Source organism: Pseudomonas sp. PDM18 (genome assembly GCF_014852585.1).
GTDB lineage: Bacteria > Pseudomonadota > Gammaproteobacteria > Pseudomonadales > Pseudomonadaceae > Pseudomonas.
In genome coordinates this window covers 170,964-197,795 of the sequence record NZ_JACVBX010000001.1, presented here as the reverse complement: position 1 = coordinate 197,795, position 26,832 = coordinate 170,964, and the positions used below count along the sequence as shown (strand labels likewise).

23 protein-coding genes and 5 tRNA genes are annotated in these 26,832 nt (G+C 64.4%); 18 read left to right on the top strand and 10 right to left on the bottom strand.

Annotated elements, in window-relative coordinates:
- Positions 1-6 precede the first annotated feature (6 nt).
- From IB274_RS00880 to IB274_RS00865, 4 genes are all read left to right on the top strand, one after another.
- Positions 7-969 (top strand): UDP-glucose 4-epimerase family protein, encoded by a 963-nt coding sequence (locus tag IB274_RS00880; protein WP_192430250.1) that lies wholly within the window; start codon positions 7-9, stop codon positions 967-969.
- Positions 966-1,991, top strand: coding sequence for an MraY family glycosyltransferase (locus IB274_RS00875; protein ID WP_192430249.1), 1,026 nt, complete (start codon positions 966-968; stop codon positions 1,989-1,991). The genes IB274_RS00880 and IB274_RS00875 overlap by 4 nt, the downstream gene beginning before the upstream one ends.
- Positions 1,992-2,062: 71 nt before the next feature.
- A complete protein-coding gene (locus IB274_RS00870; protein WP_192430248.1) occupies positions 2,063-4,051 on the top strand; it encodes a polysaccharide biosynthesis protein in 1,989 nt (662 codons plus the stop codon).
- 193 nt (positions 4,052-4,244) lie between these two features.
- Positions 4,245-4,592, top strand: coding sequence for a ComEA family DNA-binding protein (locus tag IB274_RS00865; protein WP_192430247.1), 348 nt, complete (start codon positions 4,245-4,247; stop codon positions 4,590-4,592).
- Positions 4,593-4,703: 111 nt separating this feature from the next.
- On the opposite strand, the gene IB274_RS00860 is transcribed toward IB274_RS00865, so the two are convergent.
- Positions 4,704-4,779: transfer RNA gene (locus IB274_RS00860), tRNA-Asn, on the bottom strand.
- A gap of 69 nt (positions 4,780-4,848) precedes the next feature.
- Complete coding sequence (locus tag IB274_RS00855; RefSeq protein ID WP_192430246.1) at positions 4,849-6,045, bottom strand: amino acid aminotransferase; 1,197 nt, start codon at positions 6,043-6,045, stop codon at positions 4,849-4,851.
- A 184-nt stretch (positions 6,046-6,229) separates the two neighbouring features.
- On the opposite strand from IB274_RS00855, the gene uvrB reads away from it, so the two are divergent.
- Positions 6,230-8,245 carry an excinuclease ABC subunit UvrB gene (gene uvrB / locus IB274_RS00850; RefSeq protein WP_192430245.1) on the top strand — a complete coding sequence of 672 codons (2,016 nt, stop codon included), beginning with the start codon at positions 6,230-6,232 and terminating at the stop codon, positions 8,243-8,245.
- 16 nt (positions 8,246-8,261) lie between these two features.
- On the opposite strand, the gene IB274_RS00845 is transcribed toward uvrB, so the two are convergent.
- Both IB274_RS00845 and IB274_RS00840 read right to left on the bottom strand, forming a co-directional pair.
- Positions 8,262-9,761, bottom strand: coding sequence for an MDR family MFS transporter (locus IB274_RS00845; protein WP_192430894.1), 1,500 nt, complete (start codon positions 9,759-9,761; stop codon positions 8,262-8,264).
- 49 nt (positions 9,762-9,810) lie between these two features.
- Positions 9,811-10,845: an HlyD family secretion protein gene (locus tag IB274_RS00840; RefSeq protein WP_192430244.1), complete on the bottom strand. Its 1,035-nt coding sequence runs from the start codon at positions 10,843-10,845 to the stop codon at positions 9,811-9,813.
- A 109-nt stretch (positions 10,846-10,954) separates the two neighbouring features.
- On the opposite strand from IB274_RS00840, the gene IB274_RS00835 reads away from it, so the two are divergent.
- The 11 genes from IB274_RS00835 to IB274_RS00785 all read left to right on the top strand — a co-directional run bounded on the left by IB274_RS00835 (position 10,955) and on the right by IB274_RS00785 (position 18,028).
- Positions 10,955-11,875, top strand: coding sequence for a LysR family transcriptional regulator (locus IB274_RS00835; protein WP_192430243.1), 921 nt, complete (start codon positions 10,955-10,957; stop codon positions 11,873-11,875).
- A gap of 61 nt (positions 11,876-11,936) precedes the next feature.
- On the top strand, positions 11,937-13,421 hold the full coding sequence (gene gltX / locus IB274_RS00830; protein WP_192430242.1) for a glutamate--tRNA ligase: 1,485 nt from the start codon (positions 11,937-11,939) through the stop codon (positions 13,419-13,421).
- A gap of 281 nt (positions 13,422-13,702) precedes the next feature.
- A tRNA-Ala gene (locus IB274_RS00825) sits at positions 13,703-13,778 on the top strand.
- Between the two features lie 52 nt (positions 13,779-13,830).
- Positions 13,831-13,906: transfer RNA gene (locus IB274_RS00820), tRNA-Glu, on the top strand.
- Between the two features lie 44 nt (positions 13,907-13,950).
- A tRNA-Ala gene (locus tag IB274_RS00815) sits at positions 13,951-14,026 on the top strand.
- Positions 14,027-14,084: 58 nt separating this feature from the next.
- Positions 14,085-14,160, top strand: a tRNA-Glu gene (locus IB274_RS00810).
- Between the two features lie 168 nt (positions 14,161-14,328).
- Positions 14,329-14,868 carry a TetR/AcrR family transcriptional regulator gene (locus IB274_RS00805; protein WP_192430241.1) on the top strand — a complete coding sequence of 180 codons (540 nt, stop codon included), beginning with the start codon at positions 14,329-14,331 and terminating at the stop codon, positions 14,866-14,868.
- A gap of 13 nt (positions 14,869-14,881) precedes the next feature.
- Positions 14,882-15,721, top strand: a complete 840-nt coding sequence (locus IB274_RS00800) for an alpha/beta fold hydrolase (protein WP_192430240.1) — start codon at positions 14,882-14,884, stop codon at positions 15,719-15,721.
- Between the two features lie 168 nt (positions 15,722-15,889).
- Positions 15,890-16,540 (top strand): bifunctional 4-hydroxy-2-oxoglutarate aldolase/2-dehydro-3-deoxy-phosphogluconate aldolase, encoded by a 651-nt coding sequence (locus IB274_RS00795; RefSeq protein ID WP_192430239.1) that lies wholly within the window; start codon positions 15,890-15,892, stop codon positions 16,538-16,540.
- Positions 16,537-16,992: an acyl-CoA thioesterase gene (locus IB274_RS00790; RefSeq protein ID WP_192430238.1), complete on the top strand. Its 456-nt coding sequence runs from the start codon at positions 16,537-16,539 to the stop codon at positions 16,990-16,992. Before IB274_RS00795 ends, IB274_RS00790 begins: the two co-directional genes overlap by 4 nt.
- Before the next feature lie 76 nt (positions 16,993-17,068).
- Positions 17,069-18,028 carry a tRNA dihydrouridine synthase gene (locus IB274_RS00785; protein ID WP_192430237.1) on the top strand — a complete coding sequence of 320 codons (960 nt, stop codon included), beginning with the start codon at positions 17,069-17,071 and terminating at the stop codon, positions 18,026-18,028.
- A gap of 117 nt (positions 18,029-18,145) precedes the next feature.
- Here the strand turns inward: IB274_RS00785 and IB274_RS00780 are convergent, their stop codons facing one another.
- Positions 18,146-18,892, bottom strand: a complete 747-nt coding sequence (locus IB274_RS00780; RefSeq protein WP_192430236.1) for an SDR family oxidoreductase — start codon at positions 18,890-18,892, stop codon at positions 18,146-18,148.
- Between the two features lie 147 nt (positions 18,893-19,039).
- Between IB274_RS00780 and IB274_RS00775 the strand changes: the two genes are divergently transcribed.
- A complete protein-coding gene (locus IB274_RS00775) occupies positions 19,040-19,486 on the top strand; it encodes an Hsp20 family protein (RefSeq protein ID WP_192430235.1) in 447 nt (148 codons plus the stop codon).
- A gap of 89 nt (positions 19,487-19,575) precedes the next feature.
- On the opposite strand, the gene IB274_RS00770 is transcribed toward IB274_RS00775, so the two are convergent.
- From IB274_RS00770 to IB274_RS00760, 3 genes are read right to left on the bottom strand one after another with little or no spacing between them, the layout of a single operon-like run.
- Positions 19,576-20,637 carry a hypothetical protein gene (locus IB274_RS00770; protein WP_192430234.1) on the bottom strand — a complete coding sequence of 354 codons (1,062 nt, stop codon included), beginning with the start codon at positions 20,635-20,637 and terminating at the stop codon, positions 19,576-19,578.
- A gap of 57 nt (positions 20,638-20,694) precedes the next feature.
- A complete protein-coding gene (locus tag IB274_RS00765; protein WP_192430233.1) occupies positions 20,695-21,069 on the bottom strand; it encodes a RidA family protein in 375 nt (124 codons plus the stop codon).
- 19 nt (positions 21,070-21,088) lie between these two features.
- On the bottom strand, positions 21,089-22,201 hold the full coding sequence (locus tag IB274_RS00760; RefSeq protein ID WP_192430232.1) for an NAD(P)/FAD-dependent oxidoreductase: 1,113 nt from the start codon (positions 22,199-22,201) through the stop codon (positions 21,089-21,091).
- 111 nt (positions 22,202-22,312) lie between these two features.
- Between IB274_RS00760 and IB274_RS00755 the strand changes: the two genes are divergently transcribed.
- Positions 22,313-22,936 (top strand): helix-turn-helix domain-containing protein, encoded by a 624-nt coding sequence (locus IB274_RS00755; protein ID WP_192430231.1) that lies wholly within the window; start codon positions 22,313-22,315, stop codon positions 22,934-22,936.
- 6 nt (positions 22,937-22,942) lie between these two features.
- Here the strand turns inward: IB274_RS00755 and IB274_RS00750 are convergent, their stop codons facing one another.
- Both IB274_RS00750 and IB274_RS00745 read right to left on the bottom strand, forming a co-directional pair.
- Positions 22,943-25,819, bottom strand: a complete 2,877-nt coding sequence (locus IB274_RS00750) for a GGDEF domain-containing phosphodiesterase (RefSeq protein WP_192430230.1) — start codon at positions 25,817-25,819, stop codon at positions 22,943-22,945.
- Between the two features lie 112 nt (positions 25,820-25,931).
- Entirely contained in the window at positions 25,932-26,825 is an 894-nt protein-coding gene (locus tag IB274_RS00745; RefSeq protein WP_024766911.1) for a LysR family transcriptional regulator, read from the bottom strand.
- Positions 26,826-26,832: the final 7 nt, after the last annotated feature.

Sequence of the window (26,832 nt, the reverse complement as noted above, 5' to 3'; positions counted from 1 at the left end):
ACTGTATTGAAGGTTCTTCTCACGGGTGCGAGCGGTTTTGTCGGCCGAGGCGTACTGGCGCGCTTGTGCCAGGAAGATAACGTGCAGGTTCGCGTCGCCCAGCGTGGCGCCATCGCACAGTACCCCGAAGGTGTCGAGGTGGCGCTCATCGACGGGTTGAGCGTGGCGCAATCCTGGACGCAGGCCCTGCAAGGGGTGGACGTGGTGATTCACTGCGCTGCCCGCGTTCATGTCATGGACGAGCAGGCGGCGGATCCGCTTGCCGAGTTTCGCGCGGTGAACGTCGAGGCGACCCGGCATCTGGCGCAGCAGACCGCGGCAGCTGGTGCGAAGCGCTTCGTCTTTGTCAGTTCGATCAAGGTCAATGGCGAGGAGACTGCGCCGGGTCATCCCTTTACTGCCGACGCCGAGCCGCAACCGCAGGACCCTTACGGGCAATCCAAGCTCGAAGCCGAACAGGCTTTGTTCGACGTGGCCCGCCAGACCGGGCTCGAAGTTGCTGTGGTGCGCCCGCCGCTGGTCTATGGTCCGGGTGTGAAGGCCAATTTCGCCAGCCTGATGCGCGCCTTGCAGCGTCGCCTGCCGTTGCCCTTTGGCTCTATCGATAATCGTCGAAGCCTGGTGGCGCGGGATAACCTGGTGGACCTACTGGTGCTTTGCACGCGTCATCCGGCAGCCGCCGGGCAGGTATTTCTGGTTAGCGACGGCGAAGATTTGTCGACGGCACAGCTGTGCCGTGGCCTGAGCAGAGCTTTGGAGGTTCGCCCGCGGTTGCTGCCGGTTCCCGCCGCGCTGCTGCGCCTGCTCGGGCTGCTGACCGGGCGGAGCCGGCAGGTCCAGCGCTTGCTGGGATCGCTGCAGGTGGATATTTCCGCGACGCGCAGTCGACTGGGTTGGACTCCGCCGGTCAGCGTCGAGCAAGCCCTGAGGGAAGCGGCGCAGGGGCGTGATCAGGAGCAGGGACGATGAGCATGGGTATTCTGCTGGTGGTCGTATTCATAGCATCCTGGGTGATGACTGCTGGCGTGCGCCGCTACGCACTGGCGCGCAGCATCATGGATATTCCCAACGCTCGCAGTTCGCATCAGATTCCCACGCCCCGCGGCGGCGGAGTTGCCATAGTGTTGGGCTTCCTGGGCTGCCTACCGCTGGCCGCTGTTCTCGGCGCCGTGGATGGCCGCAGTCTGTTGGCCCTATTGCCGGCCGGCTCTCTGGTTGCGGTCATAGGTTTCCTGGACGATCACCGTCATATTCCGGCGCGTTGGCGGCTGCTCGGGCATTTTGTCGCCGCGTTCTGGCTGCTTGGCTGGCTCGGTGGGCTGCCTGCGCTGACTATGCCGTGGGGACCTTTGGACCTGGGTTTGGCCGGCGACCTGCTGGGCGTGGTGTTCCTGGTCTGGCTGCTCAACCTGTACAACTTCATGGACGGCATCGACGGGATTGCCGGCCTGGAAGCTATCAGCGTCTGCCTGGGCGGAGCCCTCTGCGGGTGGTTCGTCGGCGAGTCGCAACTGGTGTGGTTGCCCTTGATCCTGGGCATGGCGGCGGCGGGGTTCCTGGTCTGGAACTTTCCCCCGGCGCGGATCTTCATGGGGGATGCGGGCAGTGGATTCCTGGGGTTGATCCTCGGCGGCCTGGCATTGCAGGCGGCGTCGGTAGCGCAGCCGCTGGTCTGGAGCTGGTTGATCCTGCTTGGCGCATTCATCGTCGATGCGACCTTCACTCTGGTGCATCGCCTGATGCGTGGCGAGCGCGTCTACGAAGCACATCGCAGCCACGCATACCAGCGCATATCACGGCGCTTTGGCAGTCATCTGCGGGTATCGCTGTGGGTCACCTTGATCAACCTGCTGTGGCTGTTACCGCTGGCGTTGCTGGCTGCACTGGGGCATGTTTCGGGTTTGCTGGCGCTGATTGTGGCCTATGCTCCGTTGGTGCTTGTCGTAGCTCATCTGGGTGCGGGACGCCCGGATGAACAGGATGTGAGCTGAACTCCGCCGGATTTGGTGGTCAATGTAGCGAGTGGATGATTTTCTCCGCTCGGGATTAAGGACAAGCGCTGATGCTCCGAGAACGCCTGCTGAGGCTTCCGAGACGACATAAACGGCTATTGCAGGTCGCCACAGATATCTGTCTGGTGTGGTTCTCGCTGTGGCTGGCGTTCATCGTGCGACTGGGTACGGATGATCTGGAGTATCCGTTGCGCGTTCATGGCTGGCTGTTCGTGGCGGCGCCGACAGTGGCGATCCCGTTGTTCATCCGCTTCGGCATGTACCGTGCGGTGATGCGTTATCTGGGCAATGACGCGCTGATCGCCATCTGGAAGGCGGTGACCATCTCGGCGCTGCTGCTCTCGCTAGTGGTCTACTGGAACCGCTCAGTGACCGAAATGGTTCCGCGCTCTCTGGTGCTGAACTACTGGTGGCTAAGCCTGTTGATGATCGGCGGCCTACGCCTGGCCATGCGCCAGTATTTCATGGGGGACTGGTACAGCACCGTCCAGGCGGTACCCTTCCTCAAGCAACAGGATGGCCTGCCCAAGGTGGCGGTGTATGGTGCCGGTTCTGCCGGCAACCAACTGGTGGCGGCGTTGCGCCTGGGACGTGCGATGCGCCCGGTGGCCTTCATCGATGACGATGACGAGATCGCCAACCGCGTTATCGCGGGTCTGCGCGTCTACAAGCCCAAGCACATCCAGCAGATGATCGACGAGACCGGGGTCCAGGAAGTGCTGCTGGCGATCCCTTCTGCTACCCGCGCCCGGCGCCGTGAAATCCTCGGCCTGCTCGAGCCCTACCCGGTTCACGTACGAAGCGTGCCGGGATTCATCGAGCTGGCTAACGGTCGGGTTCGGGTGGACGACATTCAGGAAGTGGACATCGCCGACCTGCTTGGGCGTGACCCGGTCGAGCCGCGCAAGGAGTTGTTCGAGCACTGCATTCGTGGCGAAGTTGTGATGGTCACGGGTGCGGGCGGCTCCATCGGATCGGAGCTCTGCCGCCAGATCCTCGGCTCATCGCCCACCGTGCTGGTGCTGTTCGAGCACAGCGAATACAACCTCTACCGCGTGCACCAGGAGCTGGAAAACCGCATCAAGCGCGAGTCTCTCGCGGTGCAACTGGTGCCGATCCTGGGGTCCGTGCGCAGCGCCGAGCGCCTGCTGGATGTGATGCGCACCTGGAAGGTCGTCACCGTTTACCACGCCGCTGCCTACAAGCACGTGCCGATCGTCGAGCACAACATTTCCGAGGGCGTGCTGAACAATGTGATAGGGACCCTGCATACCGCGCAAGTGGCGGTGCAGGCTGGTGTCGAGCACTTCGTGCTGATTTCCACTGACAAGGCTGTGCGCCCGACCAATGTGATGGGGAGTACCAAGCGCCTGGCGGAGATGATCCTCCAGGCCCTGAGCCAGGAATCGGCGCCAGTGCTGTTCGGCGATAAATCCGGGGTGCACCAGGTCAATAAGACCCGTTTCACCATGGTGCGCTTCGGCAATGTGCTCGGCTCGTCCGGCTCGGTCATCCCACTGTTCCGCGAGCAGATCAAGCGCGGCGGGCCGGTCACCGTGACCCATCCGGGCATCACCCGGTACTTCATGACCATCCCGGAGGCGGCCCAGTTGGTGATCCAGGCCGGCTCCATGGGGCGCGGTGGCGACGTCTTCGTGCTGGACATGGGGCAGCCGGTAAAGATCCTCGAACTGGCCGAGCGGATGATCCACCTGTCGGGCCTGAGCGTTCGTTCCGAGCGAACTCCCCACGGCGACATCTCCATCGAGTTCAGCGGTCTGCGGCCTGGCGAGAAGCTCTATGAGGAGCTGCTGATTGGCGACAACGTCAGCGCCACCGAGCATCCGATGATCATGAAGGCCAACGAGGAGCTGATGCACTGGGAGGGCTTCAAGCTCGTCCTGGCGGACCTGCTCAGGGCGGTGGACCAGGGCAACTACGCGCGGGTGCGGCAACTGTTGCGGGAAACCGTCAGCGGCTATTGCCCCGAGGGAGAGATCGTCGATCTGATCCACCAGCAACGGCGGATGGAGCCCTGATACCGGGCTCCTAGCAGACGCTTTGATCGCCGCGTCTGCAAGCATCGTCAGCTCTTTCCTGGCGATCTGTCGGCGGCGCCGGAAACTGGCGTCGACTCTCTAAACCAAGGTTCTCACGAGTACTCCTGGCGATATGGTCACTGGGCGGCGCCTTCGCGCCCGCCTAGAAGCCTCTCATTTCAAGGAATGACTCATGAAAAAGAACCTGCTCTCCATCGCCAGCTTGATCTTGTTCACCAGCCTGTCTTTTGGTGGTGTCGTCCAGGCTGCCACCAGCACTCAACCTGTCAGCAAGCCAGCGGTCGAAGTATCGGCGCCGATTGCCAAGGCGCCTGTCGCCCAAGTCGAGGCGGTAAACATCAACACGGCATCCGTCGAAGAATTGCAGAAGTCCTTGAAGGGCATCGGCAAGGTGAAGGCCCAGGCCATCATCGACTATCGGACCAGCAGCGGGCCGTTCACCACGGTCGATCAACTGCTGGAAGTGAAGGGTATCGGCAAGGGCACTTTGGACAAGAACCGGGACAGGATCTCGCTCTGAACCTTTGCCTGGTGAAATGAAAAAGCCGGTCACTGGCCGGCTTTTTTCAATGGGGCGCATTTCTCCGGCTCAATAAAAAAGCCCCCGGCGTGTGCCGAGGGCTTTGAATTTTGGCTCCGCGACCTGGACTCGAACCAGGGACCCAATGATTAACAGTCATTTGCTCTACCGACTGAGCTATCGCGGAACAACGGAGCGTATCTTACTGATTGAAAAGGGGAAGTCAACATAGTGCCGACGACTTCCCCTGATTTTTTTACAGCACCTGGACGATGGCGCGGGTGACGGTGTCCAGGTTGCCATTGTTCAGCGCGGCGACGCAGATGCGGCCGGTGCCGACAGCGTAGATGCCGAATTCGTTCTTCAGGCGCTCAACCTGCTCGGCGGTCAGGCCGGAGTAGGAGAACATACCGCGCTGCTCGGCAACGAAGCTGAAGTCGCGCTTGGCGCCCAGGGCGGCCAGTTGCTCGACCATGGCCACGCGCATGGCGCGGATGCGGGTGCGCATTTCGCCCAGCTCTTCTTCCCAGACTGCACGCAGTTCCGGGCTGTTCAGCACGGCAGCGACGACGCTGGCGCCGTGGGTCGGCGGGTTGGAGTAGTTGGTGCGGATCACGCGCTTGACCTGGGACAGGACGCGGGTGGCTTCCTCACGGCTGTCGGTCACGACCGACAGGGCGCCAACGCGCTCGCCGTACAGCGAGAACGATTTGGAGAAGGAGCTGGACACGAAGAAGTTCAGGCCCGACTTGGCGAACAGGCGCACGGCGGAAGCATCTTCGTCGATGCCGTCACCGAAGCCCTGGTAAGCGATGTCGAGGAACGGCACGTGGCCCTTGGCCTTGAGTACGTCCAGGACCTGCTTCCAGTCGTCCATGGTCAGGTCGACGCCCGTCGGGTTGTGGCAACAGGCATGCAGAACCACGATCGATTGAGAAGGCAGGGCGTTCAGGTCTTCGAGCAGGCCGGCACGGTTAACGCCATGGGTGGCGGCGTCGTAGTAGCGGTAGTTCTGCACCGGGAAGCCGGCGGCTTCGAACAGCGCGCGGTGGTTTTCCCAGCTCGGGTCGCTGATGGCGACGGTCGCGTTGGGCAGCAGGCGCTTGAGGAAGTCGGCACCGGTCTTGAGCGCGCCGGTACCGCCGACGGCCTGGGTGGTGACCACACGGCCTTCGGCCAGCAGCTCGGAATCAGCGCCGAACAGCAGCTTCTGCACGCCGGAATCATAGGCGGCGATGCCTTCGATCGGCAGGTAGCCGCGCGGTGCGTGGGCCTCGATGCGGGCTTTCTCCGCGGCCTGCACGGCACGCAGCAACGGGAGACGGCCTTCCTCGTTGTAATAAACGCCTACGCCCAGGTTGATCTTGCCCGGACGGGTATCGGCGTTGAAAGCTTCGTTCAGGCCCAGGATCGGGTCACGGGGGGCCATTTCGACAGCGGAGAACAGACTCATGTTGGCAGCAGCTCTAAGGCGGGAGTGAAGTGCAATTGCAACCCACCCGCACACGGCGCTGGGGGTTGCGTCGACGGGCCGGTATTATATAGGCCTCTACAGCAGGCGGCGAGTTGTCGCGCGTGCTTTTCGACTGGTATGACGCTTTGGCGACCGAAGCGTCACACGCCATAGCGAGGTTCCCATGTCGATTTTTCAGCTGGATTCGCGATTCGAGCCCGCCGGCGACCAGCCCGAAGCCATCCGACAGATGGTGGAAGGACTGGAAGCGGGGCTGTCGCACCAGACGCTGTTGGGGGTGACCGGCTCCGGCAAGACCTTCAGCATCGCCAACGTCATTTCCCAGGTGCAGCGCCCGACCATGGTGCTGGCGCCGAACAAGACGCTGGCCGCGCAGCTCTACGGCGAGTTCAAGACCTTCTTCCCGAACAATGCCGTCGAGTACTTCGTCTCCTACTACGACTATTACCAGCCCGAGGCCTATGTGCCGTCCTCGGACACCTACATCGAGAAGGATTCCTCGATCAACGACCACATCGAGCAGATGCGGCTGTCGGCGACCAAGGCGCTGCTGGAGCGCAAGGATGCCATCATCGTCTGCACCGTGTCGTCGATCTACGGCCTGGGTGACCCGGCGTCCTACCTGAAGATGGTTCTGCACCTGGACCGTGGCGACAAGATGGACCAGCGCGAGCTGCTGCGCCGCCTGACCAGCCTGCAATACACCCGCAACGACATGGATTTCGCCCGCGCGACCTTCCGCGTGCGCGGCGACGTGATCGACATCTTCCCGGCGGAATCCGACCTCGAGGCCATCCGCGTCGAGCTGTTCGACGACGAAGTGGAAAATATCGCCGCCTTCGATCCGCTGACCGGCGAGGTGCTGACCAAGCTGCCGCGCTTTACCTTCTACCCCAAGAGCCACTACGTCACCCCGCGGGAGACGCTGCTCGAGGCGGTGGAGCACATCAAGGCCGAGCTGAAGCAGCGCCTGGACTACCTGCGCACCAACAACAAGCTGGTCGAAGCCCAGCGCCTGGAGCAGCGCACCCGCTTCGACCTGGAGATGATCCTCGAGCTGGGCTACTGCAACGGCATCGAGAACTACTCGCGCTACCTCTCCGGACGCGGTCCCGGCGAGCCACCGCCGACCCTCTACGACTACCTGCCGGACAACGCCCTGCTGGTGATCGACGAATCCCACGTCAGCGTTCCCCAGGTCGGCGCCATGTACAAGGGCGACCGCTCACGCAAGGAAACCCTGGTGGAGTACGGCTTCCGTCTGCCCTCGGCGCTGGACAACCGCCCGCTGCGCTTCGAAGAGTGGGAGGCGATCAGCCCGCAGACCATCTTCGTCTCCGCAACGCCCGGCCCTTATGAGGACCAGCATGCTGGCCGCGTGGTCGAGCAGGTCGTGCGCCCCACCGGTCTGGTTGATCCGGAAGTGGAAATCCGCCCGGCAACCACCCAGGTGGATGACTTGCTTTCGGAGATCGGCAAACGTGTGGCAGTCGATCAGCGCGTGCTGGTCACCACCCTGACCAAGCGCATGGCCGAGGACCTTACCGACTACCTGGGCGACCACGACGTGCGCGTGCGTTACCTGCACTCGGACATCGACACCGTGGAACGGGTGGAAATCATCCGCGACCTGCGCCTGGGCAAGTTCGACGTGCTGGTGGGCATCAACCTGCTGCGTGAGGGCCTGGACATGCCTGAGGTGGCGCTGGTGGCGATCCTCGATGCGGACAAGGAAGGCTTCCTGCGTTCCGAGCGCTCGCTGATCCAGACTATCGGGCGCGCCGCGCGGAACCTGCACGGCAAGGCGATCCTCTACGCCGACAAGATCACCGGCTCGATGGAGCGAGCGATCAACGAGACAGAGCGCCGCCGCACCAAGCAGCTGGAGTTCAACGCCAAGCACGGCATCGTGCCCAAGGGTGTGAAGAAGGACATCAAGGACATCCTCGAAGGGGCCGTGGTGCCGGGCGCCAAGGGCAAGCGCCGCAGCTTGGCGAAAGTGGCGGAGGAGAGCGGAAAGTACGAGAACGAGCTGCGTACGCCCGACGAGATTGGCAAGCGCATCAAACAGCTGGAAGAACGCATGTACCAGTTGGCCCGCGACCTGGAGTTCGAGGCCGCGGCCGGGGTGCGCGACGAGATCGGCAAGTTGCGCGATCGCATGGTGTCGATGGGGTAAGAGGAGGGCGGGGGGCTCAGTGCGCCCCGGCTCCCGCGCCAGCCCCCATTCGCGCCGGCAGCGGCCGGGTCAGCAGCACCGCCACCATGCTGATCGCCAGCACGATGCCGATGGCGTGGAAGGCATCGTTGTAGGCCATGATCGCCGCCTGCTGGTGGACGATCTCGCTGATCTTGCCCAGCGCCGCCTGCTGCGTGCCTAGCTGCGAGGTCAGTTGCGCCAGGCGCTCGTCAACGGCACCGTTCACTGGCACCACGGCTTCGCGCAGGTAGTCGTAATAGACCTTGGCACGGCTATCCAGCAGGGTCGCCAGCAGGGCGATGCCGATGGCGCCGCCGAGGTTGCGCAGGATGTTGAACAGGCTGGACGCCGAGCCCGCGTCCTGCGGTTGCAGGTAGACGGTGGCGATCAGCGAGATGGTGACCATTACCATCGGCTGGCCGAGGGCGCGCAGCAGCTGGATCTGGTTGAACTGCGGGCCGGCGAAGTCCGGGTTGAGCACGCCGGAGAAGAAGCTCGCCATGCCGAATAGGCCGAAGCCCAAGGCGCAGAGTAGGCGTGGCTCGATGATCTTCATCAGCTTGGGAATCAGCGGGATAAGGAACAGCTGCGGCACGCCCATCCACATGATCACCTCGCCGATCTGCATGGCGTTGTAGCCCTGGATCTGCGCGAGATACAGCGGCAACACGTAGATCGAGCCGTACAGCCCCATCCCCAGGCCGATGCTGGAAATGCTCGACAGCCCGAAGTTGCGGTTGCGTAGGATCCCCAGATTGATCAGCGGGTTCGGCCGCGAGGTCTGCAGGATCACGAAGAGGATCAGGCTGACCAGGGCGATGCTGCCCAGGCTGACGATCAGGTTGGATTCCAGCCAGTCCTTGCGGTGGCCTTCCTCGAGGAACACCTGCAGGCAGCCCAGGCCGATGGCCATGGTGACGATGCCGGCGTAGTCGGTGCTTTTCAGCAGCTCCCAGTGCGCTTCCTTCTTTTCCAGGCCGTAGAGCAGGCCGGCGATCATCAGCAGGCCCGGCGGGATGTTGATGTAGAAGATGTATTCCCAGCCGAAGTTCTCCGTCAGCCAGCCGCCCAGGGTCGGGCCGATGGAGGGCGCGAAGGTGGCGGTGATGGCGAACAGCGCCATGCCCTTGGGGCGGTGGTGCTCCGGCAGCTTGATCAGCGCCAGGGTGAAGGCCAGGGGAATCAGCGCGCCGCCGGTGAAGCCCTGCATGGCGCGGAACACGATCATGCTTTCCAGGTTCCAGGCGAACGAGCAGAGCAGCGACGAAAACAGGAAGCCGACCGAGATCATCCAGGCCAGCCGGCGCGCCGAGAGCAGCTGCACCAGCCAGGCGGTGAGCGGGATCATGATGATCTCGGCTACCAGGTAGGAGGTGGAGATCCACGAGCCTTCTTCCAGGGTGGCGGCCAGCGCGCCCTGGATGTCCTTGAGCGAAGAGTTGGTGATCTGAATGTCGAGCACCGCCATGAACGCGCCGAGCATAGCGCTGAACACGGCGATCCAGTCGCGGCGGGTCGGTTCGCCGACCGGCCGGACCAGTTGATCACCGGCCACGCAGCTCGACCTCGGCCTCGACGGACATGCCCGGGCGGATCAGCCCCTTGAGCGGGTTGTCGTCGGCGAAGGTGATCTTGACCGGAATGCGTTGCACCACCTTGGTGAAATTGCCGGTGGCGTTGTCCGGCGGCAGCAGGCTGAACTGCGCGCCGGAGGCGGCGAACAGGCTCTGGACTTGGCCTTCGATGGGCTGGTCGGGGAAGGAGTCGAACACCAGTTTGGCGGTCTGGCCGGGGCGCATCTTGCCGATCTGGGTTTCCTTGAAGTTGGCCTGGACCCAGATGCCGTCATCCGGCACCAGCGACAGCAACTGGCTGCCGACCTGCACGTACTGGCCGACGCGGGCGCCGCGCTGGCCGACCAGGCCGCTGACCGGCGCGTGGATTTCGGTACGGGCGAGGTTGATCTCGGCCTGGGTAATGTCGGCGCGGGCGCTTTCGATCTGCGCCTGCAGGCGCTGCACGTCAGTGCCCAGGGTTTCGCGCTGCACGCGCTGGGCCTGGAGGTCGGCCTGGGCCTTGGCCACCTGGGAGCGGGCGACGTTGGAGTCGGCGGCCAGGGTGGTCACGCGCTCTTCCGACACATAGCCGGGCTTGCGCAGGGCCTGGGCGCGGCCGAGGTCGACTTCGGTGCGGCCGAGGGTGGCCTGGCTGGCGTTCACGTCAGCCGCGCTGGCGGCGATCATGCTGGTCTGGCCCTTGAGCTTGCTGCGCGCCTGTTCCAGTTCCGCCTCGCGGGTAGCCAGGGTGGCCTTGGCGCGGTCCAGGGCGAGCTGGAAGTCGGCAGCCTCCAGTTTCACCAGCAACTGGCCTTTCTCGACGTGCTGGTTGTCCTGCACCAGCACCTCGTCGACACGTGCGCCAAGCTGGCTGGCGATGCGGGTGATCTCACCCTGCACGTAGGCGTTGTCGGTGCTCTCGACGAAGCGGCCGATGAAGTACCAGCGCGCCAGGAAGGCGAGGGCGACCACGGCGAGGATGACGAAGAACACGGACAGGCGGCGTTTCAATTGTGCGGGCATAGGTAAACGAGCGTTTGGTTGGCCAAAAAATGTTTGCCAATGTAACAGTGTTCCGTGGCGGCACGTAGCCGCTACACTTCGGAAACTTTGTTGCTTATAGGGAACAATCATGGGGCTGGATGATGCGCTGATCTTCACTCGCGTGGTGGAACTGCACAGCTTCACCCAGGCAGCGCAGAGCATGGGCATGCAGAAGTCCACGGTGAGCCGGCGTATCGCGCTGCTCGAAGAGCGTTTGGGCGTGCGCCTGATCAACCGCACCACGCGCAAACTCCGCTTGACCGAAGTGGGGCAGGCCTACTACGACCGCTGCCGGCAGATCATGCATGACTTCGCCGAGGCGGAGCAGGCGGTTATGCAGTTGCAGCAGGCACCGTCGGGATTGTTGCGCATCAGCGCGCCCATCGAGTTCGGCCAGATGTACCTGGCCAAGGTGGTGGGCGATTTCATGAACCTTTATCCACAGATCACCGCCGAGGTCGAACTGACCTCGCGCACCGTCGATCCGTTGGAGGAGGGCGTGGACATCGTCATCATGGTTGGCCAGCCGGAGGATTCGACCCTGATCGCCCGGCGCATGCTGACCACCAGCCGCTGCCTGTGCGCCAGCCCGGACTACCTGGAGCTGCATGGCCACCCGGAAACCGTCGAGGAGCTGGCCGGTCACCGCGCCGTGCTGCTGCAGGCCGACTCCCAGCGCTACTGGCCGTTGCGCGGAGAAACCGTGCCGTGCCACCGGGTGCTGTCGTGCAACAACATCACTTTCGCCCGCGAAGCCGTGCTGGCCGGCGTGGGGATAGCCTCGCTGCCGGAGCTGATCGTCGACGAACAGTTGGCCAGCGGAAGCCTGGTGCGCGTATTGCCGCAGGTCCAGCTGCCGGTGGGAGAACTGTACGCCGTTTACCCGTCGCGGCGCTTCCAGGCGATGAAGGTAAAGGCTTTCCTCGATTTCATGATCAATAACCTGCCCCTTGATCCCGGTCGCTGGCTGGAGCCAAAGGTGGCCCGCCTGATACCATCGCACCCATGAGCGCGCGCGCCGTCGCGCGCTGTCCGCTTCACACGAAGAATTGCTGCACACGAGAGCCTTCATGACCACAGTCCGCACCCGTATCGCGCCGTCCCCCACCGGCGACCCGCACGTCGGCACCGCGTATATCGCGCTGTTCAACCTCTGCTTCGCCCGCCAGCACGGCGGTCAGTTCATTCTGCGCATCGAGGACACCGACCAGGTGCGCTCGACCCGCGAATCGGAACAGCAGATCTTCGACGCGCTGCGCTGGCTGGGTATCGAGTGGGACGAAGGCCCGGATGTCGGTGGCCCGCACGGTCCGTATCGGCAGAGCGAACGTGGCGCCATCTATAAGCAGTACAGCGACGAGTTGGTCGAGAAAGGCCATGCCTTCCCCTGCTTCTGCTCCTCCGAGCGCCTCGACGCACTGCGCGCCGAACAGCAGGCGCGCAAGGAAACCCCGCGCTACGACGGTCACTGCATGCATATCCCGAAAGAGGATTCGGCCAAGCGCATCGCCGCCGGCGAATCCCACGTGGTGCGCATGAAGGTGCCGACCGAGGGCGTCTGCGTGGTGCCGGACATGCTCCGTGGCGACGTGGAAATCCCGTGGGACCGCATGGACATGCAGGTGCTGATGAAGGCCGACGGCCTGCCCACCTACTTCCTGGCCAACGTGGTCGACGACCACCTGATGGGCATCACCCACGTTCTGCGCGGCGAAGAGTGGCTGCCCTCGGCACCCAAGTTGATCAAGCTGTACGAGTACTTCGGCTGGGAGCAGCCGGTGCTCTGCTACATGCCGCTGCTGCGCAACCCGGACAAGAGCAAGCTGTCCAAGCGCAAGAACCCCACCTCCATCACCTTCTACGAGCGCATGGGTCTGCTGCCCCAGGCGCTGCTGAACTACCTCGGTCGCATGGGCTGGTCCATGCCCGACGAGCGCGAGAAGTTCAGCCTGGCGGAGATGATTGAACACTTTGACCTGTCCCGCGTGTCGCTGGGCGGCCCTATCTTCGACATCGAGAAGCTCTCCTGGCTGAACGGCCAGTGGATTCGCGAGCTGTCCGTCGAGGACTTTGCGAAAGAAGTGCAGAAGTGGGCGCTGAACCCCGAGTACCTGATGAAGATCGCCCCGCACGTACAAGGTCGCGTGGAGAACTTCAGCCAGATCGCCCCGCTGGCCGGCTTCTTCTTCAGCGGCGGCGTGCCACTGGACGCCAAGCTGTTCGAACACAAGAAACTCGACGCCACCCAGGTTCGCCAGGTGCTGCAACTGGTGCTGTGGAAGCTCGAATCGCTGCGCCAGTGGGAGAAGGACCGTATCACCGCGACCATCCAGGCCGTGGCCGAGCACCTGGGCCTCAAGCTGCGGGACGTGATGCCGCTGATGTTCCCGGCCATCACCGGGCAAGCGAGCTCGGTATCGGTGCTCGATGCCATGGAGATCCTCGGCGCCGATCTGTCACGCTATCGTCTGCGCCAGGCCCTGGAGCTGCTGGGCGGTGCGTCGAAGAAAGAAGCCAAGGAGTGGGAAAAGATTCGCGACGCCATCGGCTCCTGAGTTCTTTCCTACACTGAAAAAGGCCGGACGCTACGAAGCGCCCGGCCTTTTTCATGCTGGCGCCAGTGATTGCGGGCGAGCCGGAGGAGGGCAGGAGGGCCGTGGATTTCACCGTGCGGAAATCAGGGTGGTCACATAAGTGATTGTTCTTTGGGAGAAAAAAATAAGAAATCTGAAAAAATTTTGTTGACAGGGGTTCGCCCCGCCCCTAAGATGCGCCCCGTTCCAGCGACGAACTGAATTGACAGGGAGAAGCGGAACGGTAGATCCAGCGGTACTTTGGGGCTATAGCTCAGCTGGGAGAGCGCTTGCATGGCATGCAAGAGGTCGACGGTTCGATCCCGTCTAGCTCCACCAAATTACCAGTAAGCTTCGTTTGTCCGAACGAAGCCGAAATCGAAGGTTTTGCGTCCCCTTCGTCTAGTGGCCTAGGACACCGCCCTTTCACGGCGGTAACAGGGGTTCGAGTCCCCTAGGGGACGCCACTTATCCAGCGACGATGCGTCCGCATCGTCAGCCAGAGTCATCTGGGGCTATAGCTCAGCTGGGAGAGCGCTTGCATGGCATGCAAGAGGTCGACGGTTCGATCCCGTCTAGCTCCACCAAATTCCCAAACGGGATGAAGCCAGAATCCACCGCGTGGTGGGTTTCTTCGAAGGATATGTCCCCTTCGTCTAGTGGCCTAGGACACCGCCCTTTCACGGCGGTAACAGGGGTTCGAGTCCCCTAGGGGACGCCATTTTTATCGCTCTGCGATGCCTATAGGGCCACTGAGACTTTCAGTGGCCCTTTTGTTTTTTCTCCCTCCAGAAAATTTTCCTCCGACCAGCGGTCACGTTTTCTACTTGTCGATTTTATTATGAGAATAATATTCTATCCATAATATTTCCCGAGGGAGACGTCAGCCATGAGCGACAAGAAAGCCCAGACCCGCGAACGCATCCTTTCCGCCGCCACCAGCGCCTTGCTGCAGCACGGGCCGGTCAGCCCCAGCGTGGGCGAAGTGATGTCGGCGGCGGGGCTGACAGTAGGTGGCTTCTACTCGCACTTCGAGAGCAAGGACGCCCTGATGCTGGAGGCCTTCCGGCAACTGCTCGCCAAGCGCCGCGAAGGACTCAAGCGCTTCGACCCGCGATTGAGCTTTGCCGAGCGCCGGGCGCTGACGGCGCAGTTCTACCTGTCGCGCAAGCACCGCGATACCGAGGATGAGGGCTGCCCGATTCCCAGTTCGCTGAACGAAGTGGCCAATCTGCCGGAAGAGTTCCGTCAGACCCTGGAAGAGCATGTTGAGCTGATGGTCGCAGCGCTGGCCGGCCGTCCCGAGGAAATCGACAGCGTGCTCAGCGACATGGCCCTGATGATTGGTGGATTGGCGCTGGCTCGTGCTTTGGGTAATGGCGACCTGTCCGATCGCGTCCTGCGTGCCGCGAAAAAAGCGGTGATCTGAGGAGATACGGCAAATGAACAGTCTGAGCTGGGTTCGAGGAGTCAACGCCACCCTGGGCCGCGTCGCGCCGAAATGGGCAGCGCAGCGCATGCGTCAGCTGTTCGTGACGCCCAACGAATATGCCCCGCGTGACTGGGAGCTGCCGCTGCTGGCCAGTTCCGAGCGCGTCACCCTGCGCTTCGGCCTGTCCGCGCTGCGCTGGGGTGAAGGGCCGGCTGTGCTGCTGATGCATGGCTGGGAAGGACGTCCCACCCAGTTCGCCACGCTGATCGAGAAGTTGGTAGGTGCCGGCTATGGCGTGATTGCCCTCGACGGACCGGGGCATGGTCGCTCTCCCGGCCAGGAAGCGGACATCGTACTGTTCGCCCGAGCACTTCTGGAAGCGGCCAGCGAGTTGCCGCCGCTGCGTGCCGTGATCGGCCATTCCATGGGCGGCGCCAGCGCGCTGCTGGCGACGCAGATGGGGTTGCGCACCGAAACGCTGGTGACTATCGGTGCGCCGAGTAACGTGCTGGGCGTTCTGCGCGGCTTCTCTCGAATGGTCGGGCTGCCGCCTCTGGCGCGCTCGCGCTTCATCCGCCTGATGGAAGGGCGCACCGGCATCGCGGCCAAACAGTTGGACGTCGCGCGTTATGAGCTGGACTTCCCCGGCCTGGTGGTGCATGCCGAGGACGACAAGTACGTGCGCGTAGACGAGGCCTCAGCCATCCACGAGGCCTGGCCGCGCAGTCGGCTGCTGCGCCTGAAGGATGGCGGGCATCACCGCGTACTGGCGGATGCGACGGTTACCGAAGCCATTCTGGAGCTGCTGGAAGAGGTCGAGATGCCGTTGCCCCTGGCGCTGGCTTCCTGAACCATTCACCAACCTGATGACGGCGGCTACAGGCCGCCGTTTTCATTGCATGATGGCCCGTTTGCGGGTCGTCAGGCCCGGCGCGCTGGCGTAGACTTTCGGGCATTTCCGGTTGCCCCGGCCTGGGCGCGAGGTCTTGCGCACGCGGGTGGCCGATTGGGGGGATGCATGAATCTGTCGCTGGATTGGGTGCTGCAGCAGGCGCGCCCGGTCATGCCGGTATTGGTGATCGATGACGTGGCGTTGGCGGGTGACCTGGCTCACGCCCTTTACGACGGTGGCGTGCGGGTGCTCGAAGTGACCCTGCGCACGCCGCAGGCGCTCGATGCGGTGGCCGAAATCCGCCGCGAGCTGCCGGACATGGTCATCGGCGCCGGTACGCTGATCCACACCGAGCAGTTCCAGGAGGCCCGCGACGCCGGCGCGCAGTTCGCTGTCAGTCCCGGCTGCACGCCGCGCCTGGTCGCCGCCGCCGACGACGCGAAACTGCCGTTCCTGCCCGGAGTGATGACGCCTTCCGAGGTGCTGGTGGCGCTGGAATACGGTTACCGCTCGTTGAAACTCTTCCCGGCTGACGGCAACGCGGCGATCAAGATGCTCAAGAGCCTGAAGGCGCCTTTCTCCGGCATCCGCTTCTGCCCGACCGGCGGCATCACCCAGGAAAACCTGCTCAACGTGCTGCGCCTGCCCAACGTCGCCTGCGTCGGCGGAACCTGGATCGCGCCGCCCAGCCTGGTCCGCGCCCGCGCCTGGGACCAGATCACCCAACTGGCCGCCGAAGCGATCGCGCTGGCCGCAAGCCTGGAGCACGCTTCATGAGTTGGCAGTTGCCTGATCCGTTCGTCATCGACATCGAGGTCAAGTCCGAGGACATCGACGGCCTCGGCCACGCCAACAACGCCGTCTACGTCAGTTGGCTGGAACGCTGCGCCTGGCGCCACTCCCAGAGCCTGGGGTTGGATCTGGCCGAGTACCGCCGGCTGGATCGTGCCATGGCCGTGGTGCGCCATGAAGTGGACTACCTTGCCGCTGCTTATGAAGGCGAGCAACTGCAACTGGCGACCTGGATCGTCCAGTCCGACCAGCGACTGAAGATGACCCGTCACTTCCAGCTGGTGCGTCCGGCGGATGCGCTGACCCTGCTGCGCGCACAGACCACCTTCGTCTGCATCGAGCTGTCCAGCGGCAGGCCCAAGCGCATGCCGGTGGAGTTCATCGAAGGCTACGGCCGCGCGCTGCTCGCCCCGGAAACTGTGGCTGCCGGCGCGTGATCCGTCGCGCCGCGCTTTTCCCGGCGCGGCGCATTCCCTACAATCCGCGGCCTTCGCCATAGCCCGAGATTCCCCCGTGCAGATCGCCCTGGCCCCGATGGAGGGGCTGGTAGATGACATCCTCCGCGATGTGCTGACCCGCGTCGGCGGCATCGACTGGTGCGTCACCGAATTCATCCGCATCAATGACCGGCTGCTGCCGCCGTCGTCGTTCCTGGCGCTCGCTCCGGAACTGGCGCATGGCAGCCGCACCCGCGCCGGCGTGCCGATGCGCTTACAGCTGCTCGGCTCCGACCCGCAACTGCTGGCAGAAAACGCCGTGCAGGCCTGCGAGCTGGGCGCCCCGGTGATCGACCTTAACTTCGGCTGCCCGGCCAAGACGGTGAACCGGTCCCGTGGCGGAGCGGTTTTGCTCAAGGAACCCGAGCTGATGTTCAGCATCATCGAGGCGGTGCGCCGCGCGGTGCCGGCTCACATTCCGGTGACCTCGAAGATGCGCCTGGGTTACGACAGCCCGGACGGCGCCATCGACTGCGCCCGCGCTCTGGCTGATGCTGGCTCCGCCCATGTGGTGGTGCATGCGCGGACCAAGGCCGACGGCTACAAGCCGCCAGCGCATTGGGAGTGGGTGGCGAAAGTGGCGGAGGCGGTGAAGGTGCCGGTGTTCGCCAACGGCGAAGTCTGGACCCTCGAAGATTACCACCGTTGCCGCTCCATCAGCGGCGTGGCGGACATCATGCTCGGCCGCGGGCTGGTTTCCCGCCCCGATCTCGCCCGGCAGATCGCCGCGTGGCGCGATGGCCGCGAAGTGGTGCCGATGCCCTGGTCGGAAGTGCGCGTGCTGCTCGACGACTTCTGGCGCCAGGCCCGGCGCAAGCTGGCGCCGCGGTACGCACCGGGGCGCCTGAAGCAGTGGCTGGGGATGCTCACCCGCAGTTATCCCGAAGCTGTGGAGCTGTTCGCCCAGGTGCGCCGCGAGCACGATTGCGAAGTGCTGGATCGGATGCTGCAGGTCCAGATCGAAGTCGCCGCCTGATCTGCTCTTCGTAGGAGCGAGCTTGCTCGCGAATGCAGTTGCCCCCGATACGCCGTCGGTGGGGCGGTTCGCGAGCAAGCTCGCTCCTACAAAAGCGTGGTCCGGGACAACGCCGGATCAGCGCCCACCGCTGACGTCGACGAAACTGCCGGTGCTGTAGCTGGAATCGTCCGAAGCGAGGAACAGGATCGCCCGCGCCACTTCTTCCGCCTCACCGCCGCGACCCAGAGGAATCGCCGAGCGCAGCCGCTGCACGCGCCCCGGCTCGCCGCCGCTGGCGTGGATCTCGGTTCTGATCAGCCCAGGTCGCACGGCGTTCACGCGGATGCCTTCGGCTGCCACTTCCTTGGCCAGGCCGATGGTCAGGCTGTCCACTGCGCCCTTGGCGGCGGCGTAGTCGATGTACTCATTGGGCGAGCCCAGGCGCGAGGCCATGGACGAGACGTTGACGATGCTTCCGCCTTCGCCACCCTGCTTGTGCGCCATGCGTTTTACCGCTTCGCGGCAGCAGAGGAAGGTGCCGGTGACGTTCACCGCGAACACCCGTTGCAGACGCGCCACGTCCATGTCCTCCAGGCGCATCTGGCGCTCCAGGATGCCGGCGTTGTTCACCAGCACATCGAGGCGGCCGAAAGCTTCGTCCACTTCACGGAACAGCCGCAGGACGTCGCCTTCATTCGTCACGTCGGCGGCAAACGCACGCGCCTTGCCACCGAGTGCAGTGATCTGCGCGACGAGCGCCTCGGCCGCCTCGCGCTTACGGTGATAGTTGATCGCCACGGCGAAGCCGCGCTCGGCGGCGAGCCGCGCGGTAGCGGCGCCAATGCCGCGGCTGGCGCCGGTGATCAGCATGACCTTTTTCACGATGAAATCCTTTTTTCGAAAACGGGCTTGAAACGGATTTGGCCGTCCCTATCTATGTCCCTGCGGGAGGCCGAAGACGGGTCCCGCAGCGGAGTTCTGACCTCAGGCTCCAGATCATACCTTGCTGAAATATTCAGGAGATTCGCCATGAGCAACGTCCTTTCCCTCGCCCCGCTGTTCCGCCAGTCCGTTGGCTTCGATCGTTTCAACGATCTGTTCGAGTCCGCCCTGCGCAGTGAAAGCGGCAGTTCCTACCCGCCCTACAACGTCGAGAAGCACGGTGACGACAGCTACCGCATCGTCATCGCCGCCGCCGGCCTGCAGGAAGAAGACCTGGAACTGCAAGTGGAGCGCGGCGTGCTGACCGTCAACGGCGGCAAGCGCGAAAAGGCTTCCGAGAGCGTCACCTACCTGCACCAGGGCATCGCCCAGCGCGCCTTCAAGCTGTCGTTCCGCCTCGCCGACCACATCGAGGTCCAGGGCGCATCGCTGAAGAACGGCCTGCTCAGCGTCGAGCTGGTGCGCATCGTTCCGGAAGAAGCCAAGCCCAAGCGGATCGCCATCAACGGCCAGCAACCGGCCATCGAAGGCTGAGCCGCGCCCCGGCGCTAGCCGGGTCGTAGCCGCAAACAAGAACGCCCGCCTCGAAAGAGGCGGGCGTTTTGTTTTTCTGCATCGATGTATCAGGCGTTCTGGCCCAGTGGCGCCGAGCGATTGCGCCACCAGGCGAAGACGATGGCTGCCATCAACGCGAAGCCCAGGTAACCCATGGCCGGATAGACCAGGCTCACCAGCTTGACGAAGCCGACCTGGCTGGCGATGAAGGCGAGCACCACCGCGACCACGGTCGCCACGCGGAACGGCACGCCGTAGGCGGCACAGCGCGCGGCCAGGGTGTAGGCGAAGCCGCTGGTGGTGCAGTACAACTTCACCAGCAGCAGCGCCAGCATCACGTCGCCGAACCAGGGCGCGATGTTGTTGCTCAGTAGCAGGGTCGGTATGGCGCTGCCGCCGATCACATCGATCTGCACCAGCATCACCAGGGCCATGGCGAGGATCAGTACGCCCACGCCGATGCCGCCGAACACCCCACCCATCGCGGCGGTGCGCAGGTTGGCCACGCTACCGCCCATCACCACCACGGCCGCCGCGGTGGCGGCGACGTTGTACGAGACATAGAGCAGCGCGCCGAGCAGCCAGTTGGGCGCCGGGTGCGGCACTGCCAGGGCGATCTGTTCCAGCTCCGCCAGCGGCTTTTGAATGTGCGTCAGCGCGTAGACGGCGATGATCGCCACGATGATCATCAGCACCGGGGTGATCAGGCTCATCAGGGTGATCACCCGCTTCAGGCCCAGGCACACGGTGATGACGGTCAGCACGCCGAGGACGATGCCGCCGATGGAATGGCCGATCCCCAGTTGCTGCTCGAAGGACGAGTTGGCGCCGGCGAACATCACCACCATGGTGCCGAACAGGAAGAAGGTCAGCATCAGATCGACGACGCGGCCCAGCGGCTTGCCACAGATGTACTCCATGGCTTCCTTGTGCGACTGGGTCTGCAGACGGCTGCCGATCTGGTAGAGGTTCATCAGCAGGAAGGCGAACAGCGCCAGCGCCACCAGCGCGCCGGCCAGGCCCATGAGGCCGAAGCCGCCGAAGAACTGGAGGATTTCCTGGCCCGAGGCGAAGCCGACGCCCACCACCAGGCCGATGTAGGCACCGCCGAGCTTGAGACTGGTTTTCATGATCGAGACTCTGTTGTTGTTATGAGAGCGGCCCGCCCGCGGCGGGGTCGAAAAGGGTCACGCCTGGCCGACGTAGGCCTGGACTTCCACCTCGACGTCCACGCCCAGCGCCAGCGCCGAAGCGACGCAGGAGCGCACCGGCAGGCCCTGGTCGAAGTAGCGCTTGTACACCTCGTTGAAGCCGGCGAAGTGCGCCATGTCGGACAGCCACACCGTGGCCTTCACCACCTGGGAGTAGTTGGCACCGCAGGCTTCCAGGCTCTCGGCGATGCGGGTCATCACCGCTTCGGTCTGGGTCTGGATGTCGCCCTTCACGACCTGGCCATCGGCGGTCATCGGAATCTGTCCGGACAGGAACAGGAAGCCGCCGGCCTTCACGGCGCGGGAGAAGGGGAAGGGCAGGGTGCTGGGGTAACGCTGGATATCGCTCATGGATTTCTCTCCGGAGAATTCAACGCAGGCGCGCCGGGCTCAGGCGCTGGGGATCGACGCCTTCCTGGCGCAGGGATTCGGGCAATGGCTGGCCGAGCAGCAGTGACTGGGCCAGGCGCGACACACCATCGGCGGACTGGATGCCGTAGCCGCCCTGGGCGGCCAGCCAGAAGAACGCCGGGTTCTGCGCGTCCTGGCCGATCACCAGGTCACCATCGGCGACGAACGAGCGCAGCCCGGCCCAGCTATGGCTCGGCCGGCGGATCGCCAGGGTGGTGTGCTCTTCGATGTGGTACACGCCAAGGGCGATATCGAGTTCCTCAGGCTGCACGTCCTGCGCTTCCACTGGGTCGGCATTGGCGGGGGAACCGAGCAACTGGCCGGCGTCCGGCTTGAAGTAGAAGCTTTCGTCGATGCCGATCACCGTCGGCCAGCGGCTGATGTCCATGCCTTCGGGCGCTGGGAAGGTGAAGGCGGTGCGGCGGCAAGGCTGCAGGCCGACCGGGCGGATGCCGCAGCGCTCGGCGACGTGATCGGCCCAGGCGCCAGCGGCGTTGACCAGTTGTGCGGCCTGGACGGTTTCGCCCTGGCTGAGTTCGAGCGTCCACACTTCTTCAGCGTATTCCGCCGACAGCAGCTCACGGTTGTTCCGCAGCTCGCCGCCGCGCTGGCGCAGCGCGCGCAGGTAACCCTGATGCAGGGCGTGTACGTCGAGGTCGCGGGCGTCCGGCTCGTAGAGCGCGCCGATAATGGCGTCGGCGCGCAGGACAGGGAGGAGTTCCAGCGCCTGTTCGGTGCTGATGCGCTCGACGCCGGGCGTGCTTTCGGCCTGCTTGAGCAGCTCGACGTGCTCTGGGCCGCCCACGTACAGGCAGCCGCGCGGAGTGAGGATCGGGTGCTCGCTGAAACCGGCCGGCGGGTTCTCGTAGAAGGCCCGGCTGGCGCGGGTCAGCGCCTGGATCTGCGGCGTGCCGTAGGCCGCCATGAACATGGCGGCGGAGCGCCCGGTGGAGTGATAGCCGGGCTGCTCTTCGCGCTCCAGCACCAGCACTTTGTGCGTCTCGCTCAGGCGGTAGGCGAGGGAGGCGCCGGCAATGCCGGCACCGATGATGACGAAATCGAAATGGCTCACTGCATGGGCCTTCTGCAGGTTTTCTCTTATGTGAGAAATCTAAGATATGAGAATTTTTGCGCCAAAGGCAAGGCCCGGTAAACTTTCGTCGGCCCCCTCACGAGATATCCCATGAGCGAAACCGCCCAGGCACTACCCAAGCCCCAGCAACTGGATCGAGACGAAGTCGGTGCGCGCCTGCGGGCGGTTCGCAAACAGCAGAAACTGACCCTGAAACAGCTCTCCGACTTGTCTGGCGTGGCGGTCTCCACCCTGTCGAAGATGGAGCTGGCGCAGGTGGCGGTGAGCTACGACAAACTGGCCGCAGCCGCCCGGGCTCTGCAGGTGGATATTGCCCAGCTGTTCCGCCCATTGCCGTCCGTCGGCGGGCTGATAGGGCTGAAGACTTTCGTCAAGACCGGAATCGACGACGCGGCGGGCTACGACACCGGCGGCTACGAGTACTACCCCATCGCCGGCGATTTCCCGCAACGCAGCATGACGCCGCTCTACGCGCGCATCTTCGCCCGCGAGATTGGCGAGTTCGATGATTACGTCCGACACCCGGGCCAGGAGTTCGCCATGGTGGTGACCGGCCGGGTGTGCATCCAGTTCGAGACGGGCGAGTCGGTCAGCATAGGGCCTCGCGAGACAGCCTATTTCGACAGCAGCGTCGGCCACCTCTATCTGAACGACGGCGAAGCCGACGAGGCGCAGGTGATGGTGGTGATGTCGGAGTTGCGGCCCGCGCAATAGCAGGCCTCAGGTCGCCTGCCGGGTATCGTTGCCGGGCAGCAGGGCGATGAAATCCTCCAGCGGCACCGGGCGGCCGAACAGGTAGCCCTGGTACAGGTGACAACCCTGGTCGGTCAGCAGCGCCAACTGTTCCGGGGTTTCCACCCCTTCGGCCACCAGTTCCAGCCCGAGGCTATGCCCCATGGCAATGATGGCGCGGACGATTTCCGCGTCGTTGCTGTTGCTGGGTGCGTCGCGCACGAAGCTCTGGTCGATCTTCAGACTATCCACCGGCAGGCGCTTGAGGTAGGTCAGCGAGGAATAGCCGGTGCCGAAGTCGTCCATGGCGAACTGCACGCCGGCTTCACGCAGGCGCTCCATGCGTGCAATGGTGTCGTCCAGTTGCTGGATCACGATGCCCTCGGTGATCTCGAGTTTCAGCAGGCTGGGCGGCAGTTTGGTCTTGTGCAGCAGGGTAAGCAGGCGCTCGACGAAGTCGCTCTGGCGGAACTGCCGGGGGCTGATGTTCACGCTGAGACTGAAGTTCTCGACATTGATGTGGCCCTCGGAGAGCAGTCGCGCGCCGGTGCGGCAGGCTTCCTCTAGTACCCACTGGCCGACCTCGACGATCAGCCCGCTGTCCTCCAGTACACGGATGAAGCTGGCCGGCGATTGCGGCCCGCGAGTCGGGTGGCGCCAGCGCAGCAGTGCCTCGGCGCCGACGATGCGCGAATCGCGGGCGTCCACCTGCGGCTGGTAGTGCAGGTTGAATTCACGGCGGGCCAGCGCCATGCGCAGGCCGTTCTCCAGGCGCAGGCGCTCGATGGCTGCCTGCTGCATGGACTCGTGGAACAGCTGCACGGTATTGCGGCCGGCGTCCTTGGCGCGGTACATGGCGATGTCAGCGCGCTTGAGCAGGTCGTCCGGGGTCGCGCCGTCATCGGGGATCAGCGCGATGCCGATGCTCGGCGTGATCTGCAAGCGGTGGCCGTCCAGCAGCATCGGCTCGGCCAGCAGGTCACGGAGTTTTTCCGCCAGCTGACGCACCTGCTGGGCGGTTTCCAGACGGCTACCCTCGATGCCCGTCAGCAGCACCACGAACTCGTCGCCGCCCAGGCGCGCTACGGTGTCTTCCTGGCGCACGCTGGCCTCCAGGCGCGCGGTGACCATCTGCAGGATGGAGTCGCCGACCGAGTGCCCGAGGGAATCGTTGATGTGCTTGAAATGGTCCAGATCCAGGAACATCAGCGCGCCGCGCAGGCTATGGCGCTGCAGTAGGGAAATCTGCTGTTTCAGGCGGTCCATCAGCAGCGCGCGGTTGGGCAGGTCGGTCAGGGCGTCGTGGTAGGCCAGGTGCTGGATGCGCGCCTCGGCCTCGCGCAGCTCGCTGGTGTCGCGGGCAGTGAGCAGCAGGCAGTCCACGCCTCCCAGTTCGATCGGCTCCACCGACACGTCCACCGTCTTGATCGTGCCGTCGCGGTGGCGGCCGCGCATTTCCAGGTGGTGGACGAAGCCGTCGCGGTTCAGCGCGGCGATCATGTTCAGGCGCTCGTCCGGGTCTGCCCAGATATTCATGCCCAGCGAGGTCTGTCCCAGGACCTCGTCCGGAGGGTAGCCGGTGAGGCGGAAGAAACCTTCGTTGACCTCTATATAACGGCCGGTCTCGCGTTCGGTGATGGTGATGGCGTCGGGGCTGGAGTGGAACGCCTTGGCGAACTTCTCCTGGCTGGCCTTGAGCGCGGCTTCGGCCTGCAGCCGGCGGGTGACGTCGCGGAAGCTGGAAAGGATGCACAGCTGGCGGTCGACCCAGATCAGCCGGCTGGCCACCATGCAGGTGATGGTCTGGCCTTCACGGGTGAGGAACTGCACCTCGACGTTCTGCAGCGAGTGGTCGCGCATGAGTTGCTCGAACAGCCGCGAGCGCTGGTGGTGGTCGGCCCAGAAAGTCACCTGGTGGGACGAGCGACCGATGATCTCCTCGGCGAGCCAGCCGAAGGTGCTGCAGAAGCTCGGGTTTACTTCGACGAACTCGCCGTCGCGCACCCGCGATACGCAGATCGGGTCCGGGCTACCCTGGAACAGGCTGGCGAACTTCTCTTCCGAGGCTTGCAGGCTGCGTTCGCGCAGGACGCGGTCGGTGATGTCGAGCAGGGTGCCGGCCATGCGCAGCGGTTTGCCATCGGCATCGCGGTACAGCCGCGCGCGGCTTTCCAGGTAGCGCACTTCGCCGGAGTCGAGCTGGGCGCGGTAGGTGAACTGGTAGTCGTTCTCCGGCCCGCGAGCGAGCCGCGCGTATACCTGGCGCATGCGTTGGCGGTCGGTCTTGTCGACGCAGGCGAAGAATTCGCCGAAGGGCCCGTGGAAATCCCGGTCAGGCAATTCGTGCAGAACGGCGGCGCGGGCCGAGCCGTAGAGGAGGCCGCTGGGGATGTGCCAGTCCCAGATGCCCAGCTGCGCGGAGTCCAGCGCCAGGTCCAGGCGCTCCTGGCTGTCGCGCAGGGCGCGTTCCTGGGCGCGCATGCGGGTGATGTCACGAACGGTCAGGACCAGGCAGGGGCGACCGTCCTGTTCGATCTGGCAGCCGTAGACGCGGGCGCTGCGGACTTCGCCGGTACGGGTGATAAGGGTGACGTCGAAGCCGTCGACCTGGCGCTCGGCGGTGATCTTGTCGAGCATCCGCTGGCGTTCGTCCAGGCTGCGCCAGAGGCCGAGTTGCAGGGAGGTGCGGCCGAGGGCTTCTTCGCGGCTCCAGCCGAAGTGGTCGACGAAACTGGCATTGAGTTCGAGGAGTTTTCCGCTGTCCCGGTCGGTGATGACCATGGCATCGGGCGCGGTATGAAAGGCTTTGGCGAACTTGTCCTGTCCGTGGGAGGCGTGCGGGGGCGTGTGCGGATCGCGGCTCATGCGGCGCTCCCCCTGTGTCTGGCAGCGCCGGCCAAGTGGGGCCGGCTAACGCGAACGGGTGTGCGGACGGGCATTCGGGCCCCTTCTTCTAGTTCTGTCAGAACAATAGAGGTTAGGCCGCGACAGGCGCAAGCCCGGCCGCTTGGGCGTCGAGCAGGCGCATGAAGGCTCGTGCGGCATTGGACAGCGTGCGCTCGGTATGCAGGATGTAGCCCAGCTGGCGGCTGAGCTGGATGTCCTGCAGTGGCAGGCGGACGACGCTGTCATCGAGCATGGTGCGTGGCAGCACGCTCCAGGCCAGGCCGATGGAGACCATCATCTTGATGGTCTCCATGTAGTTAGTGCTCATGCCGATGTTCGGCGTCAGGCCCTCGGCCTCGAACATGCGCCGCACGATGTGGTGGGTGAAGGTGTTGCCGCCGGGGAAGACCGCCGGGTGCCGCGCCACGTCGGCGAGAAACACCGGGCCCTGTACCGACAGCGGGTGCTCGGGGGCGGCGACGAAGTCCAGCGGGTCGTCCCACACCGGCACGGCGCGCACGGGTTCGGCGGTTTCCGGGGCGAGGGTGATCACGGCCAGCTCGGCGCGGCCGTGGAGAATCTCTTCGTAGGCCACTTCCGAGTCACAGAACTGGATGTCCAGCGCGACCTGCGGGTGGGCCTTGGTGAAGGCGCGCAGCAGCGGCGGCAGGCGGTGCAGGCCGATGTGGTGACTGGTGGCCAGGACCAGCCGGCCGCTCACCTCGCCGTTGAGGTTGGTCAGGGCACGACGGGTGTCGTCCAGCACATTGAGGATCTGGTAGGCGCGTGGCAGCAGGGCGCGACCGGATTCGGTCAGGGTCACTTCGCGGCCGACGCGGTCGAACAGACGCACGCCCAGCTGGTTCTCCAGGGCGGCGATGCGCTTGCTGATGGCCGGTTGCGTCAGGTGCAGGCGCTCGCCGGCTTCGGAGAAACTGCCGGATTCAGCGATGGCGAGGAAAGTGTTGAGGCTGGTCAGATCCATGTCGACT

What these genes read in the sequence shown, in the direction of transcription:
- IB274_RS00805 (WP_192430241.1), top strand. Translation starts at nt 14,329, where the DNA reads ATGAGCGACAAGAAAGCCCAGACCCGCGAACGCATCCTTTCCGCCGCC.
- IB274_RS00745 (WP_024766911.1), bottom strand. Translation starts at nt 26,825, where the DNA reads ATGGATCTGACCAGCCTCAACACTTTCCTCGCCATCGCTGAATCCGGC.
- IB274_RS00835 (WP_192430243.1), top strand. Translation starts at nt 10,955, where the DNA reads ATGGGGCTGGATGATGCGCTGATCTTCACTCGCGTGGTGGAACTGCAC.
- IB274_RS00875 (WP_192430249.1), top strand. Translation starts at nt 966, where the DNA reads ATGAGCATGGGTATTCTGCTGGTGGTCGTATTCATAGCATCCTGGGTG.
- IB274_RS00765 (WP_192430233.1), bottom strand. Translation starts at nt 21,069, where the DNA reads ATGAGCGATATCCAGCGTTACCCCAGCACCCTGCCCTTCCCCTTCTCC.
- IB274_RS00750 (WP_192430230.1), bottom strand. Translation starts at nt 25,819, where the DNA reads ATGAGCCGCGATCCGCACACGCCCCCGCACGCCTCCCACGGACAGGAC.
- IB274_RS00775 (WP_192430235.1), top strand. Translation starts at nt 19,040, where the DNA reads ATGAGCAACGTCCTTTCCCTCGCCCCGCTGTTCCGCCAGTCCGTTGGC.
- IB274_RS00770 (WP_192430234.1), bottom strand. Translation starts at nt 20,637, where the DNA reads ATGAAAACCAGTCTCAAGCTCGGCGGTGCCTACATCGGCCTGGTGGTG.
- IB274_RS00840 (WP_192430244.1), bottom strand. Translation starts at nt 10,845, where the DNA reads ATGCCCGCACAATTGAAACGCCGCCTGTCCGTGTTCTTCGTCATCCTC.
- IB274_RS00790 (WP_192430238.1), top strand. Translation starts at nt 16,537, where the DNA reads ATGAGTTGGCAGTTGCCTGATCCGTTCGTCATCGACATCGAGGTCAAG.
- IB274_RS00800 (WP_192430240.1), top strand. Translation starts at nt 14,882, where the DNA reads ATGAACAGTCTGAGCTGGGTTCGAGGAGTCAACGCCACCCTGGGCCGC.
- IB274_RS00865 (WP_192430247.1), top strand. Translation starts at nt 4,245, where the DNA reads ATGAAAAAGAACCTGCTCTCCATCGCCAGCTTGATCTTGTTCACCAGC.
- IB274_RS00755 (WP_192430231.1), top strand. Translation starts at nt 22,313, where the DNA reads ATGAGCGAAACCGCCCAGGCACTACCCAAGCCCCAGCAACTGGATCGA.
- gltX (WP_192430242.1), top strand. Translation starts at nt 11,937, where the DNA reads ATGACCACAGTCCGCACCCGTATCGCGCCGTCCCCCACCGGCGACCCG.
- IB274_RS00870 (WP_192430248.1), top strand. Translation starts at nt 2,063, where the DNA reads ATGCTCCGAGAACGCCTGCTGAGGCTTCCGAGACGACATAAACGGCTA.
- uvrB (WP_192430245.1), top strand. Translation starts at nt 6,230, where the DNA reads ATGTCGATTTTTCAGCTGGATTCGCGATTCGAGCCCGCCGGCGACCAG.
- IB274_RS00855 (WP_192430246.1), bottom strand. Translation starts at nt 6,045, where the DNA reads ATGAGTCTGTTCTCCGCTGTCGAAATGGCCCCCCGTGACCCGATCCTG.
- IB274_RS00795 (WP_192430239.1), top strand. Translation starts at nt 15,890, where the DNA reads ATGAATCTGTCGCTGGATTGGGTGCTGCAGCAGGCGCGCCCGGTCATG.